Below are 17,318 nucleotides of genomic sequence, written 5' to 3'. Positions count from 1 at the left end.
AAAGTTTATGTCAGACAAAAGAATCCATGAGTTCCTGGCCGGGGGTGGAGAAATGGGTGAACGTATTCGTAATTACGACTGGAGTCAAACGTCATTGGGTAGCCCGGAGCATTGGCCGCAGGAATTAAAAACCTGTGTCCGTATCATGCTTAGTTCGCAACAACCTATCTGGATTGGTTGGGGCAAAGAGCTTATCAAACTCTATAACGATACTTATATTGATATTGTACGTGGCAAACACCCTGTTGCATTGGGCCAACCTGCCTCTGTTGTCTGGAAAGATATATGGAAAGACATAAGCCCCTTACTTTCAAAAGCCATGCTGAAAGATGAAGGCACTTATGTTGAGTCACAGTTATTGATTATGCACCGGAGTGGTTTTCCGGAAGAAACCTACTATACATTCTCGTACACTCCTGTATTAGGCGATGATGACAAGCCTGCCGGGATTATCTGCTACAACACCACCGATACTGAAAGAATCATTAATGAGCGTTCGTTGAAAACTTTACAGCAATTAGACAGCCTTGTACAGAAAAAAACTGAAAAAGAAGTGTACATACAGGCAGCAAAAGCTGTTGAGTTTAATAAATGGGATTTCCCCTTTGCTCTGATTTATAAAATAAATGATACAGGCGATACCGGAGAATTGGTAGCCACAGCCGGATTTGAAGAAAAACACCCCACCTTACCGGATATTGTTGAGGTAACGAAACCAACCATAAACAATGAAAGTTTTTGCAGGGCAGTTACTGAAAACCGACTGGTAGAATCATATAATAATGGCCGTTGGGGTGATTTACCCAAAGGCGCATGGGATGTGGTTCCTCATCAATTTCTTCATGTACCTATCAAAGGTGCCAATAAAAAATTTCCTTTGGCGATTCTGAGTATAGGTCTGAATCCTTACAGGCAATTTGACGAGGTTTATAAAAACTTTATCCAGTTAACAGCCGACCAGATTTCTTTAGGGGTAAATAATGCCCTTGCTTATGAAGAAGAACGCAAACGTGCGCAGGTATTAGAAGAACTTGATAAAGCTAAAACCCTGTTTTTCTCCAATATCAGCCATGAGTTTCGCACACCTATTACGTTGATGCTCGGACCTTTAGAAGAACTACTTAATAAGCCTGATATTCACCTGAGCCCTTACGAAAGGCAACATGTAGAAGTAACTCACCGCAATGCCCTACGCTTATTAAAATTAGTGAATACCCTACTTGATTTCAGCCGGATTGAGAGTGGTAGGCATCAGGCTCACTTTGTACCAACCAATTTGCCTGATTATACCAAAAACCTGGCTTCTAATTTCCGTTCAGTGATAGAAAAAGCAGGTTTAGGGTTAGTTGTTGATGAAGGGAAGTTCAGCAAGCCTGTGTATGTAGATAAACAGATGTGGGAAAAGATTGTATTCAATCTGTTGTCAAATGCGTTTAAATACACGCTTCAAGGCACTATTACGCTTAAAATATATGCTGAAGGGCAACAGGCAATGCTAAGTGTAGAAGATACAGGTGTGGGGATTCCGGCTAAAGAATTACCACATATGTTTGACCGTTTTCATCGGGTACAGAATACCGCCGGACGTACACACGAGGGTACAGGTATTGGTCTGTCGTTGGTGAAAGAACTGGTTCAACTGCATAAAGGAGAAATAAAGGTAGAAAGTAAGGAAGGCGTTGGAACTAAATTTACGGTAAGTATTCCCTTGGGTAAAACCCATTTACCTAATGGGCAAATACAAGAAACAGCCGATTTTACCGAAGCCATTTCAAATTTGTATATTGATGAAGCTACCTCTTTTCTGCACAATAAAACTGATAAGTCAATAATTGAGCAGCATAGCTTTGATGCAAGTCTGGCAACTATTCTAATTGTTGACGACAATGTAGATATGCGGCATCATATTGAGTCGATTATTAGCACAAAATATAACACGCTTACAGCAGGAAACGGAAAGGAAGCCCTGCAATTGATAGAACAAAATACCCTTGACCTGATTTTAAGCGATGTAATGATGCCCGTAATGGACGGTATTGAATTACTGAAAGCGGTAAAAAACGACTGTAAAATAGCACATATTCCGGTAATTCTGATTACTGCCCGGGCAGGAGAGGAATCGAGAATAGAGGGTTATGAAACCGGAGCCGATGATTACATGACCAAGCCTTTTTCGGCCAATGAGTTATTGTCAAGGGTAAAATCTCAATTAAAAATTGCTCATACCCGCCAGGAGGTCGAACAGCGTTTAAGAGGTTTTTTAATGCAGGCTCCTGCGGCTATTGCTATCCTTGAAGGCCCTGAACATGTATTCAGTTTAACCAATGCCCAATTTCAGCAATTGATTGGACGCCAGGCTGAAGAGATGTTAGGGTATAGTTTAAAACAACTATTTCCAGAGTTTGAAGGGCAGGGCATCTATGAAATTTTCTCTTACGTATATAACAGCGGTGAACCTTTTGCGGCCAATGAATTTTTTGCTTCTTTTTTATATAAAGGCAAGCCCCGTTCAGGTTATTGGGATTTTGTGATTTATCCTATCAAGAACGAAAATGGCATCATTAACGAGCTGATGGTGCATGTAATTGAATCAACTGCCCAAGTAGAAGCCCGCAGAAAAGTAGAGTCGAGTGAAAGACAGTTCAGAAATGTATTGGTACAATCACCAAGTATATTTCTGCTTCTGAAAGGACCGGATATGGTCATTACTTTTGTCAATGAGCCCTTGCTTGCTTCATGGGGAAAAACCAGCGATATAGTCGGTAATAAATTATTAGAAGTATTACCGGAGTTGAGAGGGCAGAATTTTCCTATATTATTGCAAGAGGTATATGAAACTGGCGAGGTACGTTACGGCAATGAAGAAAAGGCAAGCATTATCAAAGATGGCCAAATCAAAGATATTTATTATAACTATGTCTATCAACCCATCTATGATTTAGACAATAGTATTTCAGGCATTACGGTAATGGCTACCGATATTACCGAACAAGTATCGGCTCGTAAAAGAGTAGAAGCCAGTGAAGAGCAGTTCAGGACATTAGCAGAAACATTGCCTCAATTGGTATGGATGACGGATGCCCGGGGAAACCAACAGTATGCCTCCGGTCGCTGGGTGGAATATACAGGGCATGAATCATCGCCGGAAAACTGGGTAAAAACGCTGCATCCGGAAGATTTTGAAAGAATGTTTCAGGCCTGGAACCATAGCCTCAATACAGGTAATATTTATAAAATTGAGCTACGTCTGAAAAGCAAAACCGGAGAATATCGTTGGCATTACGGGCAAGGCGAACCCATCAGAAACGAGCAGGGAGAAATTATTAACTGGATTGGTAATTTCATGGATATTCATGAGCAAAAACTCTTTACTGAAAAATTAGAAACCATTGTTAAAGAACGAACTATCGAGCTTATAGAAAAAAATACAGCACTCGAAAATTCAGAATCGTTCCTGCAACAATTAATCGATTCTTCGGTAGAGTTTATTCTGGTAATTGATAAAGACTTTCAAATCATTACTGTTAATAAGCGATTTGAAGAAGAAATCAAGAAGAAAAGAGAAGATATTTATGGTAAGCATTTATTTGAATTTAATCCCAAAGCAAAAGGGACAGAAGAACACGACGCTATTTTAAGCGCACTAAAAGGTGAAACAGTTCATTTCAACAAAAGAAGGGCTATTGCTTTAGATAATTACTTTATAGATACCTATTTCATCCCGTTAAAAATTCAGAATAAGATAGAAGGGGTAATTATTATGTCGAGAGATGTAACCGATATTGTACATTCTGAAATGATGCTCGAAGAAAAGAATAAAGCACTTGAAAACACCAACAAAGAGCTTGAATCGTTTAATTATATTGCCAGCCACGATTTACAGGAACCTTTGCGAAAAATCAGAACTTTTATTCATCTGATTGAAAAAAGTGGTTTTGAAAGCGAAAGTAGCAGAAAATACTTCGAAAAAATCAACTCTTCTGCCCAGCGCATGAGCGATTTGATTCAGTCAGTCCTTACCTATAGTCGCTTGTCAAAAACGGGTGAAGACTTTACAGAAACCGATTTGAATAAGATACTGGCAGATGTACAAACTGACTTTGAATTGTTGATAAAAGAAAAAAATGCGACCATTAAAAGTGGCAACTTGCCTACTATCAAAGCCAATAATTTACAGATAAACCAACTTTTCTCCAATCTGATTAGCAATTCATTGAAATTTTCAACAGAAAAACCAAAGATTAGTATTTCTTCAAAAATAGAAAAAGGGAAGCAGGTAAATAGCCTGGCTGACCCCAAACAATCGTTTGCACACCTGATTTTCAAAGATAATGGGATTGGTTTTCCGGAAGAGTTTAAAGAGAAAATCTTTAATCTTTTCCAACGTCTGCACGGCAAATCTGAGTATTCGGGTACAGGTATCGGCCTAAGTATCGTGAAGAAAATAGTTGAACAACACAAAGGCTATATCTCTGCCGAATCAAAAGACGGTGAAGGAGCTACGTTTCATATATGGCTGCCAGTTGGGTGAATGAGTGATTGAAGGATTAATTATTATAAACTATAAATGTTTTGCTATATGAAAAAAGTTATTTCCTACACTTGCCTTGCAGTGTTATGCACTTTTATGTTAAGCTGTGAAAGTGAATCCAAACCCGAGGACGTTAAAGTAGTTGAGAAAGCCATTGAAGAGACCGATGTTTATGAAAGATATGGAAGTAGTCCTGATATTCTTGGTAATATATATGAAGAACTCCTTAAAACAGATACAGTATTAGCTAAATTAGAAGGAACTACAAACTTACTGTTGTGGGAGAAGGATAGACTTGAGAAGCCTTTCAAGTTATACGATCGTAAGAATAATATTTACTATGAAAATGCTAAGGCTGTTGTAGAGAACATTAATGATTCTCTTCTAAAAAAAAATACGCCTCTATAATCCAGAAAAGTCTGGAAAATTATCATGGTAAAACAAGGGAATTAAGAGATATTGTTGATAATCATGACTTAAAAGTGCAAAAAATTGAAGAATTAAGGTCTATTTTAAAACTTACTAAAACTTTGGTCTATATAGAAAAGTATCAGGATAAAGCTAAGCCTAACAAAGATACTTTACTTACTATAGATAAAGAATTAGATGTTAAAATCAAAGAAATTCAGAAATTCATACCCATTAGTCAGTGAATTATCTGTTTTCTACCTAAACTATCAACTATAACATGGATCCCCTCAACTGGTTATTGGTTTCTCAACGCCTGCAAGCATTAGCACAAACCGGATTGGCCTATACAGAGAGTGTCTATGACCGTGAACGTTACGAAGAAATCAATACCATTGGTCAGCAGATTTTAGCACAGCTAAGTAATGTAGCTATTGAGCATATTGTTCAGCTTTTTCCTGATGAAATAGGGTACCGGACACCCAAAGTAGATATACGGGCAATTATTTTTCGTGGTACTGATGAACTGTTGATGGTGCAGGAAAAAATAGATAATAACCGCTGGACAGTACCCGGAGGCTGGGCAGACATAGGCTATACCCCATTTGAAGTAGCCGAAAAAGAAGTATGGGAAGAAACAGGATTGAAAGTAAAAGCGACAAGGCTCTTAGCAGTATTCGATAAGAAAATGCACCCACACCCCTACCAACCCTGGTATGTATATAAGTTTTTCATTCTATGCGAGGTAACAGGTGGTCAATTACTGGCGCAAACCAGCGAAACTTCAGGTACAGCCTGGATACCTCAAAAAGAATTAGCTGAGTTATCTCTTTCTACCGATAGAGCTACTTATTCGCAATTAGCAAAGATGTTTGAGTTTCATTCAAATCCAGATTTACCTGCTTTGTGTGATTAATAGCCAAAAGGCCATATAGTAACAGCTAAACTTAACGTTTCATCATATTCTCTTTTTTTGTCGAAGCACAAAGGGGAGTAGAACCGATAGTAAATTTAATAACTATAACAAATTAGATGGAAATATATCTGATATGATGATGCTACAACCGAGAGTCGAAATCTTACACGAAAAGAAACTTATAGGCAAGCACTTGGCTATGTCTTTTGCTGACAATAAGACCAGAGAATTATGGCGGAGTTTTATACCATACCGAAAAGAGATAACAAACGCCGTTGGCAGTGAACTTTATTCATTGCAACTCTATTCGCCTGCGTTTTTCAGTCCATTCAATCCTCATGAACTCTTTGAAAAATGGGCAGCCGTTGAGGTAACTGATTTTGATGCCATTCCAGAGGGAATGGAAGCCTTTACGCTAACGAGGGGATTATATGCGGTATTTCTGCATAAAGGCTCCAGTACTGATAACAGTACATTTCAATACATATTCAGCAGTTGGCTACCTGATTCGGAGTATATGCTTGATGACCGCCCGCACTTTGAACTATTGGGTACTAAATACAAAAATGCTGACCCAAATTCGGAGGAGATATGGGTACCTGTACGACTCAAGTTTTAGTTATTCAATTTTTGGATTCAATCTGATATTTGCAAGAATCAATCATGAACGAAAACCTAAAGGGGTAAGCGAGGTTTGTTTCTTAAAGAAGTTGGAAAAATGTGCTACTTCTTCAAATCCTAAAGAATAGGCAATCTCTGACACATTCCAGTCGGTTTGTTTTAATAAGATTTTAGCTTCTCTGATAATCCTGCCGCTAATCAGGTCGGTGGTAGTTTTACCTGTATTTTCTTTTAGTACTTTATTCAGATGATTTACATGCACAGCAAGCCTGTCGGCATAATCTTTGGCCGTGCGCAGGTTTAGTTTTTGCTGTGGCGACTCTATCGGGAACTGGCGTTCTAATAATTCGATGAACAAAGAAGAAACACGGGCAGAGGCATTGTGGCTTGTATAAAGGGCTGTAACAGGTTGCAGTTTTTGTCCGAAGTGAATCAGTTCTAATACATAATTTCGTATTAAGTCATATTTATATACATAGTCAGAAGATAATTCTTTGTGCATTTTTCTGAATATATAGTTAATATCTTCTACTTCGCCTTCTGATAATTGAAATACCGGATAGCCACCTGATTTAAAAATGGGAAGATCGTCTAATACGACCCCACTCTTATTCTTCATTAAAAACTCCTCGGTAAATACACAGAAGTGGCCCGCCTGATTGGTATCTTCAGGCACATAGTGGTAAGGTATTTTGGGCGAAGCAAACAGCAAGGCATTCTTTTCAATATGAATCACCTTATCAGCATACTCAGCCTTGTTTCTACCCCTGATGAGGCTGATTTTATAGTAGGCGCGTCGGTTATAGGGCATTACAGGTTTTTCTCTGTATTGTCTGGTGAACTCTTCTATATTAAATACATTAAAATGCCCGATTTCCCGGCTGTAATCTCTCGGTAAAAGAGAGATAACTTCGCCATCGTCATTTTTGTAGCTTGTTTGTTTATAAAACTCTTCTATTGAAACTGTTTCCATACACTTGTTGTAAAAATCAAATAGATATTCATTTCAAATATATAGCAGTAATGAATAAAACATTGCAAAATGTGCTTAAAATTTCGCTTCCATAATTATTCTTTTAAACGGATAAAATACCGGAGAATTCGGAAAACGCTCTTTTAGACGTGCTTTATAAGCATCTATAAACTGCTCTTTTATAGCTCCGCTCAATCTTTCTGTATAAGGTATGAGTGCCGTGCCTGAAACCCAATCAAATAGTGCCTCAGAATCTTTTAACACAAGCGGGTAAATTTTTTCAAAAACGGTCATTTGCTGGCTGCCATTTTCAAAAAGAATCTGGGCATATCTGTCTATGGTTAATACAGGCGTGTTTCTTTTCCAGTTATCTAAAGCAGCGCAAAAGGGTTCTTCGGCAGCTAATTCATCTAAAATAAGGTTAGATAGATTCTGTTTCTGGTCAGGCAACTGAATCACCAGTTGCCCGCCGGGTTTTATCATAGAAATTATCCTGGGCAGTAATGCTTCATGATGGTAAACCCATTGAATAGCCGCATTTGAAAAAACCAAATCCCATTTAGTGTTTTCAGTTGCCTGTTCTTCAATGCTTTTCAAGGCAAATTTTAACCATTCATTTTCAAAAGCCTTTGAGTCATTCAGCATTTCCGGTGAAGAGTCGATGCCTACTACGTTTGATTCCGGTAAAGCATCGGCTAATTTTCTTGTCAGTTCTCCTGTGCCACAACCCAAGTCTATGACATCAATTCGTTTTCTGATTTCTATTAAATTCAGACAATCATAAAACGGAGCAAATCTTTCTGACTTGAACTTATTGTAGGTATCCGGATTCCATGCCATATTTCTCTTTGTTAATAGTGTGTTATTTTATAATGCAAATTACAAAGGAAAAAGATTTAAGAATTTAAAACCTAAACATATTTCAGACCCTTAATACTGATATTTAGTGATGGACAATTGAATAAATTTAAAAAAAATCTATACCTTTGATTTCTCCTAAACATGAAAGTTTTACCTGATATTTTTCAGTATATAAACCTTACCCACTTGACTTGATTAACCCTTGTCCATTATGAGTAAAAAACGTTCCGCACCTCTTCCGAAGGTTCCGCAAGATTTCACAATAGTTGGTTTGGGAGCTTCTGCCGGAGGAGTTGAGGCTTTTCAGAAATTTGTTGCTGCTATTCCCAAAAACTCAGGCATGGCCTATGTGCTGGTATTACATTTACCTCCAGACCATGAAAGCCTTTTACCTGAAATATTTTCTAATTATACTGATATTCCTGTACTGGAGATAAGCGATGAGGTCAGTATAAAACCTGACCACATTTATACTATTCCTAAAAATAAAATATTAATCACTGGCGATGGCGTATTAAAGTTATTACCCCGTGACAATGAAAATCCGGTAGTGTACTCCATTGATATATTCTTTCATTCATTAGGTGAAATTTATCAAAACAATGCCGTTGGCATCGTACTTTCGGGTATGGGTACAGATGGCACCTTAGGCTTACAAGCCATTAAAAAATGTGGGGGTATTACCCTTGTCCAGGAACCCGAATCAGCTAACTTTCCAGGAATGCCACAGAATGCCATTGAGGCTCAAACGGTAGATTTTGTTCTGAAAGTCGAAAAAATACCCGAACAATTGATCAAACTTCAACAGTTGGTCAATAAAAACTATCCTGATGAAGAAGACAAGGCTATTCCCCGTAGTTATGAAGAAGTTTTAAAGCAGATTATCTTTCTTGTTCGTCAGCATAAAGGCATTGATTTCAGCTATTATAAGGAATCTACCTTACGCAGAAGAATTGCCCGCCGGATGGGGCTTTGTCGTTGCGAAGACGTAACAGAATATTATGAATTTCTGAAAACCAATAAAGAAGAATTAGAGTTACTGCTGAAAGATTTTCTTATTCCGGTAACCTCTTTTTTTCGTGATTCTAAAACTTTTCAGTCGTTAAGCGAGCGTGTATATCCGCATTTATTGGAGAGTAAATTAAGCCAGAGTACTATACGGGTATGGGTGGCAGGGTGTTCATCGGGCGAAGAAGCCTATTCTATTGCCATCAGCCTACACGATTTTTTAGCTCGCACAGCTCCTGAAATAAAAATTCAGGTTTTTGCTACAGATATTTCTGAAAGTAACATCGCCAAAGCCCGGTCGGGCACATACAATGCGCTGGACGTACAGGGTATTCCACCGCATTTATTAGAGCGGTATTTCATTAAATTAGATAATAGTACTTATCAGATAAACAAAACTGTTAGAAATAGCTGTGTTTTTGCCGTACACAACTTTCTGAAAGACCCTCCTTTTTCAAAAATTGATTTAGTTTCGTGCCGGAATGTACTTATTTATATGACTACATTTTTGCAGAAAAAGGCTCTTACTACTTTTCATTATGCACTCAAAGAAAAAGGGGTATTGTGGCTGGGTAAATCTGAAACTGCCAATGTAGTATCAGATTTGTTTACATTAATCAGTAATCATGATAAATTCTTTAGCCGGAAATATACAATCAGTCATTTTACACAAGATTCGCCCGAAAGTATGGACGAGACAAAAAACCATAAACCCGATACAATCCATACACCTCTGATAAGTCAGACTGATTTTCAGAAGAACGCTGATGATATATTATTAAATCATTATACACCACCTTGTGTAATTGTAAGTGACCAGAATGATATTATTCATTTCAGGGGCGATACCTCCTTATTTTTTATGCCATCGCCAGGCAAAGCCAGCCTAAATATACTGAAAATGGTTCGCAAAGAACTGGCTTTTGATTTACGTAACCTGTTGCACAAGGCACATGTTGAAAAAGAGACTGTAACCAAAGAAAATATACTGGTTAAACACGGTAGCGAATCTTATCTGGTATCTATAGAAGTAATTCCTTTGCTCCAGTCGGTGGCCTTGCATTTTCTGATTGTATTTAATAAAAGGGCTATTTTACCGGTAGAACCGGAATCCTATAAAAGAGGGACTACCAAGGCCAAAAAGAGTCTGGCAGAATTACATATTGAACAATTAGAAAAAGAATTAGCACAGATACGGCAGGATATTCTGAATATTACAGAAAGTCAGGAGGCTGCCAATGAAGAATTGCAGAATGCTAATGAAGAACTACTGAGCAGTAGTGAAGAATTACAAACCCTTAACGAAGAATTAGAGACTTCAAAAGAAGAATTACAGTCTGGCAATGAGGAACTGATTAGCATGAATCAGGAACTCATTAACCGTCAGGAACACCTGAGCCGCACGCAAGCCCAATTAGAAGACCTTAACAAAAAACTCATTATTCAGAATAAAGCCTTTGAGGGTGCACAGGTTAGCTCAAAAATGGGAAGTATGACCTGGAATCTGCAAAACGATGAGTTTACTTATTCTGATAACCTTTTCCGTATTTTTGGGTATAAGCCTAAAGAATTTACACCTACTGTAAAGAAACTGAAAAGTTTTGTACACCCCGACGACCTGCCGGAATTAGAGAAAATCAGTAAGAAGTTTTTGGTAAAGAAAAAGATTAGTGAGCTATCATTTAGAGCCTATACCAAAGATGGCTCTCTCAAGTATATCAAAGGTACAGGTGGTATCTTGAATTTGGGTGCAGAAACTATGTTAGTAGCCAGTTTGCAGGATGTAACCGAAGATGTTCTACTAAACAGAAATCTGCAATTACGTGAAGCACAGCTATCAGAATCGCAGCGCATAGGCAAAATAGGTAGCTGGGAAATTGACTTTACGACAAATACCATTCAGTGGTCAGACGAGAACTATCGTCTATATGGCTATAAACCCAAAGAAATTGTGATTGATTTCAATACTTTTGGAAATGTGCATCCCGATGATATTGAGATACTTGGTAATGCGATAGAAAAATCAAGAACAACCGGAGAACCTTTTGAGGCTGAGTATCGTCGGTATGATAAGCAGGGTGTATTAAGATATATTTACTCTAAGGGCGATGTGCGCAAAGATAAAAAAGGCGTTGCCACGGGTATGCTTTGCATCAGTATTGATTTAACAGAGTTGAGAGTAAAAGAACAGAAATTGCTGGAGACTTTCCAACAGCTTGAAAGCAAAAATATAGAATTAGAACATAGTAATGCCGAATTAGCTTCGTTCAGCTATATTGCCTCTCATGATTTAGGTGACCCATTGTATAAGATTGAGGCATTTACAGAGCGTATTTTGCTTAAAGAAGAATTATCTGACACCGCCAAAGATTATTTCTCTCGCATTGTCAGGTCAACGCAGCGCATGAAGAGTTTACTGGCAGATCTGCTGAACTTTTCACGCATGACAACCGATGAAGCCATCTTTGCTAAAACCGACCTGAATTTATTGTTAGAAGATGCCAAACAAAGCCTTAGCGAAAGAATTGATGAGAAAAAGGCGGTTATTGAATCTGACGTGTTGCCAACAATCAATATTATTCCTACACAGTTTTATCAGTTATTTTCCAATATTATTTCCAATTCAATTAAGTATAGTAAGGCTGATGTTCCGCCACGTATCACCATTAAAGTCAGCCGGATGTCAGGCGACGAGATACGTGATGCAAGAGCTATTAATAATAAAAAATACTGGAAACTGAGCTTTACTGATAATGGTATAGGTTTTGAACAACAATATGAGCATAAGATATTTGAGCTATTCCAACGCCTGCACGGAAAAACAGAATATTCGGGTACAGGCATTGGCCTGACTATCTGCCGCAAGGTGGTGCAGAATCACGAAGGTCTTATAGAGGTTTTTGGTAGGCCCAACAATGGCGCTACTTTTAATGTATATATACCCGATAGAGAAGTAGAAACCAAGTAGAGGTAATACTTGCTATGTATTAACCGCTGATTATCTTCTGAGCCATTCCAGCAGAAAACAGCAGAGTAATGATGCTGCTTATGAATTAGCTCCTGAACTTAAGTTGCACCTGTTTACTGGTTCATTTTAGGGGTATCAGCACTTCGATATTTTTAGCCATAAACCTCCCGGTATTATTAATATTGCACTTTACTTTTATAACGGATTTCCGTAATTGACTGCTTTTGCAATTGACCATAGCTTTGTAAGAAATTAATTGCCTGATACTAAACCGGGCATTATTGAATTTTAAATTTTTAAGCTATGAAAAAACTTGCCTTTATTCTGATTTGTATTTCTTCTTTTAGTTTTGGACAATCTATTGAAATAACACCAGTTTCTTCGCTGAATTCGCCAGCTTCCATTATTAAAAAAAGCGGGCTTGGATTTGAACATTCAGGCGATAATGGAGCTGTAAGGGTAGGTACGTACGCAAGTAATGTAGATGCTTTTATTCAGACACACTCGAATCATCCTTTAAAATTTGCTACTAATAACAGATTCCAGCAGTTAATCATTAATACCGATGGAAAAGTGGGTATAATGGGAGGGATACCCGATTATTGGTTAGATGTAAGAGGTCGGGCAAGAATAATGCATGGCAATGGTGAAACAGCGGGTATCTGGTATAATAAATCTAACAATGAGGAAGGTGCATTTGCCGGGATGTATAATAATGATATTTTTGGCCTTTTTGGTATGGGTACGGTATCAAACTGGAAATTCGGTTTTGATATGGTCAATAATAAAATGGGAATTGGTATGATGACACCCAAACATCCTTTAACTTTTGCGAATACTGTAGGAGACAAAATTTCTTTATGGGGCGGTAGTAATGCTGATACCGATAATCACTACGGAATAGGGATTCAGGTGGCTGCCCTTCAGTTGTATGTACCTGATGCAAGCACTAATATTCTTTTTGGCACAGGCAGAAGTAGTGCCTTTACCGAAAGAGTCAGAATAACAGGGGCCGGAAATGTTGGCATTGGTACAGATAATCCGCAGGATAAATTAGATGTTAGTGGTAATATAAGGTCATCAAGTCTGGCAGGTGCAAATATAGGGTATCTTGGAAGTGATAATAATGGTACAATTATGAAAATGGCTCCTGTGGCATTTTCAGTAAAGAATTTCGGAGGAGAATCTCTCACAGTACCCGGTTCAGGCTTTACAACTATACCATTTGGTACTGAAGAATATGACTATGGAAGTTTTTATAGTACGACAGATAATAATTTTACTGCACCCAGAAACGGTATTTATCATTTTGATGCTGTTGTTGGATGGAAAGCTACTACCTCTACAACCGGCCAATATAGCCTTTATATGTATCTGAATGGGAGTCTTCATACCACTGTGCGGGAGAAAATATTCGCTAATACGCAAACAACCATGAATCTGTCAATAGACATAAAAATGAATGCCGGGCAAAAAGTGCACTTAGTAGTGGCACAGAATTCAGGAGCCGACCAACATATCCTGCTGACAGCTTATGATACCAGATTTTCAGGGCATTTTGTGATGCCGTTTTAAAACTCCGGTAAATGCTCAGGAAAATTTTCAGAAGATAGACATAAAATGCCATTGATTAGTATTTAACAGGTGATTTACGTATTTTCGGAGCATTATATTCGAAAAATCAACCTACACCTATGAAACACTATCTCTGTACATTTATACTGCTGATAAGCGCATATATAGCCAGTGCAGCTATTGTCAGGGAAATTAATTCTCCCGACCAGTCCATTCGTCTGTCAGTTAATGTAGCCGATAAATTAGCTTATAGTATTTCTTATAAAAATCAGCTATTGGTTGCTCCATCGGAAATTGATATGATTTTATCAGATGGAAAGAAATTGTCAGACGGATTAGCCAATCCTGTATTTTCACAGCGTAGCAATAAAAGCATCATCATTTCGCCTGTACCCGAAAAAAGAAAACAGATTCCTGATGAATACAATGAGCTGACCTTGAGTTTCCCTAATTCATTTGGCGTAATATTCAGAGTTTATAATGATGGAGTAGCTTATAGAATTACGACCAGCTTCAAAGATGACATTCTGGTAAAAAATGAAGTGGCAGATTTTTATTTCCCCACAAATCATCAAGTATATTTCCCGAAAGTAGTGCCTGATGCCAAAATGGATAAATATCACACCAGTTTTGAAGAACTCTACACTATTCAGGCAATGGATAGTATTTCTGCCAATGATTTATTCTTTACTCCTGTATTGATAGCTCCCGAACAATCACCAAAAGTAGCCATTACCGAATCAGATTTGGAAGATTACCCGGGAATGTTTTTAGTGGGCACCATGAGTAATGCTCTGCGGGGGAATTTTGCACCGTATCCGGCAGAAGAAACAGAATCAAAGGAGTTATATTCTTTAAAATACGTAACCAAGCGAGCAGATTATATCGCCAAAACCAAAGGGAACCGGGTTTTCCCCTGGCGGGTCTTAATGATTGCCCCACAAGACAAAAACCTGCCTGCCAACGACCTCGTTTATAGATTAGCCTCTCCATCAAGAGTGGCAGATGTATCGTGGGTAAAACCGGGTAAGGCAACCGATGAGTGGATAATTACTTCTAATATTTTCAACGTGCCTTTCAAGAGTGGTATCAATACTGAAACCTATCTGTATTATATCGATTTTGCGAAACGCTTTGGTTTCGAACGTATCATGATGGACGCCGGATGGAGCGATAATAATGACCTCTTTAAAATCACGCCTGAAATTGATATGCAGAAGATTACGAGCTATGCAAAAAGCAAAGGAGTAAAAATTAGTATGTGGACATTGGCTCTGACTTTAGAAAAGCAATTAGAACCTGCCTTAGACCAGTTTAATCAATGGGGAGTAGATTTTATCATGACAGATTTTATAAACAGAGACGACCAAAAGGCCGTACAACTATTTTATAGAATTGCCGAAGCCTGCGCCCGTCATAAAATCATGCTCATGTTTCATGGTGCTTTTAAGCCTGCGGGCTTTAACCGGACTTTTCCTCATGCCGTAGCACGTGAAGCAGTATTAGGCTCTGAATACAATATCTGGAGCAATAAGGTAACACCTGAGCATAATTTAAGGTTGCCCTTTATCAGAATGCTGGCAGGGCCGCTTGACTACGAGCCGGGTATGCTGAACAATGCCACTGTGCAAGGTTTTAAGGCACATGCCGAGAATGTAATGTCAATGACTACCCGAACGCAACAACTGGCGATGTTTGTGATTTATGAAAGCCCTATCCAGTTTTTTGCGGGCAATCCCTCACAGGGACTAATGGAACCGAATTTTATGGAGTTTTTAGGAGGTATTCCTACAGTCTGGGATGATACCAAAGTACTTGATGCCAAGTTAGGTGATTATATCGTAACAGCCCGTAAGAAAGACAAAACATGGTATATAGCTGCCATGACTGATGCTACTGCCTGTGATTTGACCGTACCGCTTGATTTTTTAGAAGCAGGAACCTATACTGCTACCGTTTGCAAAGATGGCGTAAATGCCGATAAATACCCTGCTGACTATAACCTATCTACGGCTGTACTTACCAAAAAAGATATACTAAAAATTCATTTAGCACCCGGTGGAGGGTATGTGATTAAGTTGGTGAAGAAGTGAGGGTTTAAATAACTTATAAAAACGTATATTTGTGCCAATAAATAAAAGAACATGGCTGTATGGTTATTAGTGTGGGGGCGTAACCCTTATGATTTAAGTGATGAAAAAGTAGTAGAGGAATTAAAAGAAAGGATAAAAAAAAGTTGAATTGAACTTTGATTTTTTAGCCTATTTTTCTTTAGTAAACCCTCTCCTTAACTATGACTCTGATGAAAATGCTCAGTATTTCGGACCTGAATTCATTGAAGGAATCAATACATATTACGAAAAAAAGCAGGGTAAGTTCTTGAATAAAGAAAATCAGGTAAAAAAATATAATCCTGATAATTGGGAAATTGACGAAACTGAAGGCAAGTGGTTACGTTTTACTTACTATTTTGATGAATTAGAGACTATTAATGATAAAGGCATCGCTGATTCATTCAGGTTTTTTATAAGTAACGTGAATTCGATGTTTATTTAATGATGAAAGTAGCTGGTTTAGTCTCATAAAAGCAATATGCAATTAGTCCACCAAAAGTATGAGCCATAGCATTGATAGGATTTCTATGTCTGGTATGATCTATGTCAAAAACAGTCATTAGAATGTCATTGACAGATTCTATCAAAGCCCGTTTTTTTAGGTTGATTTTGTCTTTTATTTTCATCAGTTTATTTTTCATATTTTTTCTGACTTTAGTAATCAATAAAAGCCCTCTGAGATAGTATTGTTCAAAGAGTTTAGTTAGATATCCTTTATCACCAAAGCATTGTCCTTTTAGACCATCAAACATATAATTCATAAGTCTGTCATCATTATCAGAGATATTGGCTGGTGTAAGGGCGAAATTAATAATTTGACCTAATTCATTGATTATCAGGTGGGTTTTTAGTCCATAGAACCAACCAGTAGAAGATTTTCCACGACCAGCAAACCCTACAAAGACTTTATTTGAATGAATTCGTCTATTATCACAAACGGGCATTTTCTTACTATCAATAAAATAATTACCCGTCCTAATAGAAAACAAAGAAAGGTATTTTAAGAACATTTGTAATCTCAGAGTCTGATAGGGAATTAATTCAATAAAACGATTATATGAAGGTATTTTAGGGAAATCTTTCACTAAAACATTCCTTACTAAATCTTGATAATAGTACTGAAAGCATTTATATCCTGAATAATGATAGAATATAATAAGTGTCAAAATTTCACTATCACTTAAGGTACTTAAGGGTTGGTTTTGGTTTGCAGGTACCCCCCTTTTTGCTAACCAATTATCAAATAATTGACAGAAATCATCGCATCTCACAAAGATTTCAATTAGCTTATTTTCATTATATTGCATAAGAATTGGGGTGATTTTTGAGGTTTATGGACGGGA

Annotated in this window: 12 protein-coding genes; 9 read left to right on the top strand and 3 right to left on the bottom strand. The window is 37.8% G+C overall.

Annotation, left to right across the window (positions count from 1 at the left end):
* The first annotated feature begins 7 nt into the window (after positions 1-7).
* The 5 genes from EWM59_RS12425 to EWM59_RS12410 all read left to right on the top strand — a co-directional run bounded on the left by EWM59_RS12425 (position 8) and on the right by EWM59_RS12410 (position 6,474).
* Positions 8-4,531 carry an ATP-binding protein gene (locus tag EWM59_RS12425; RefSeq protein ID WP_130021303.1) on the top strand — a complete coding sequence of 1,508 codons (4,524 nt, stop codon included), beginning with the start codon at positions 8-10 and terminating at the stop codon, positions 4,529-4,531.
* Between the two features lie 48 nt (positions 4,532-4,579).
* Positions 4,580-4,939, top strand: a complete 360-nt coding sequence (locus tag EWM59_RS12420) for a hypothetical protein (protein WP_130021302.1) — start codon at positions 4,580-4,582, stop codon at positions 4,937-4,939.
* A gap of 122 nt (positions 4,940-5,061) precedes the next feature.
* Positions 5,062-5,184 (top strand): hypothetical protein, encoded by a 123-nt coding sequence (locus tag EWM59_RS28570; protein ID WP_262709273.1) that lies wholly within the window; start codon positions 5,062-5,064, stop codon positions 5,182-5,184.
* Between the two features lie 35 nt (positions 5,185-5,219).
* The gene (locus EWM59_RS12415; RefSeq protein WP_130021301.1) at positions 5,220-5,855 is read left to right on the top strand and encodes an NUDIX hydrolase; all 636 of its coding nucleotides are present in this window, start codon (positions 5,220-5,222) and stop codon (positions 5,853-5,855) included.
* Positions 5,856-5,988: 133 nt separating this feature from the next.
* Entirely contained in the window at positions 5,989-6,474 is a 486-nt protein-coding gene (locus EWM59_RS12410; RefSeq protein WP_310587853.1) for a GyrI-like domain-containing protein, read from the top strand.
* Positions 6,475-6,516: 42 nt separating this feature from the next.
* On the opposite strand, the gene EWM59_RS12405 is transcribed toward EWM59_RS12410, so the two are convergent.
* Together EWM59_RS12405 and EWM59_RS12400 are read right to left on the bottom strand one after the other, a co-directional pair.
* On the bottom strand, positions 6,517-7,449 hold the full coding sequence (locus EWM59_RS12405; RefSeq protein ID WP_130021300.1) for a helix-turn-helix domain-containing protein: 933 nt from the start codon (positions 7,447-7,449) through the stop codon (positions 6,517-6,519).
* A 75-nt stretch (positions 7,450-7,524) separates the two neighbouring features.
* Positions 7,525-8,289, bottom strand: coding sequence for a methyltransferase domain-containing protein (locus tag EWM59_RS12400; protein WP_130021299.1), 765 nt, complete (start codon positions 8,287-8,289; stop codon positions 7,525-7,527).
* 232 nt (positions 8,290-8,521) lie between these two features.
* On the opposite strand from EWM59_RS12400, the gene EWM59_RS12395 reads away from it, so the two are divergent.
* The 4 genes from EWM59_RS12395 (at position 8,522) to EWM59_RS12380 (ending at position 16,417) form a co-directional block, all read left to right on the top strand.
* The gene (locus tag EWM59_RS12395) at positions 8,522-12,286 is read left to right on the top strand and encodes a CheR family methyltransferase (RefSeq protein WP_130021298.1); all 3,765 of its coding nucleotides are present in this window, start codon (positions 8,522-8,524) and stop codon (positions 12,284-12,286) included.
* A 303-nt stretch (positions 12,287-12,589) separates the two neighbouring features.
* On the top strand, positions 12,590-13,861 hold the full coding sequence (locus EWM59_RS12390) for a C1q-like domain-containing protein (RefSeq protein WP_130021297.1): 1,272 nt from the start codon (positions 12,590-12,592) through the stop codon (positions 13,859-13,861).
* A 119-nt stretch (positions 13,862-13,980) separates the two neighbouring features.
* Positions 13,981-15,954 carry a glycoside hydrolase family 97 protein gene (locus EWM59_RS12385; RefSeq protein WP_130021296.1) on the top strand — a complete coding sequence of 658 codons (1,974 nt, stop codon included), beginning with the start codon at positions 13,981-13,983 and terminating at the stop codon, positions 15,952-15,954.
* Between the two features lie 148 nt (positions 15,955-16,102).
* Positions 16,103-16,417, top strand: coding sequence for a hypothetical protein (locus EWM59_RS12380; RefSeq protein WP_130021295.1), 315 nt, complete (start codon positions 16,103-16,105; stop codon positions 16,415-16,417).
* On the opposite strand, the gene EWM59_RS12375 is transcribed toward EWM59_RS12380, so the two are convergent.
* Positions 16,410-17,282 (bottom strand): IS982 family transposase, encoded by an 873-nt coding sequence (locus EWM59_RS12375; RefSeq protein ID WP_229239262.1) that lies wholly within the window; start codon positions 17,280-17,282, stop codon positions 16,410-16,412. The two genes, EWM59_RS12380 and EWM59_RS12375, sit on opposite strands and share 8 nt — an antisense overlap.
* Positions 17,283-17,318 lie beyond the last annotated feature (36 nt).

Origin of the sequence: Emticicia agri (assembly GCF_004168285.1) — a bacterium.
Lineage (GTDB): Bacteria > Bacteroidota > Bacteroidia > Cytophagales > Spirosomataceae > Emticicia > Emticicia agri.
Note: the sequence above shows the minus strand (reverse complement) of the source record. Positions and strands in the feature narration are given on the sequence as shown.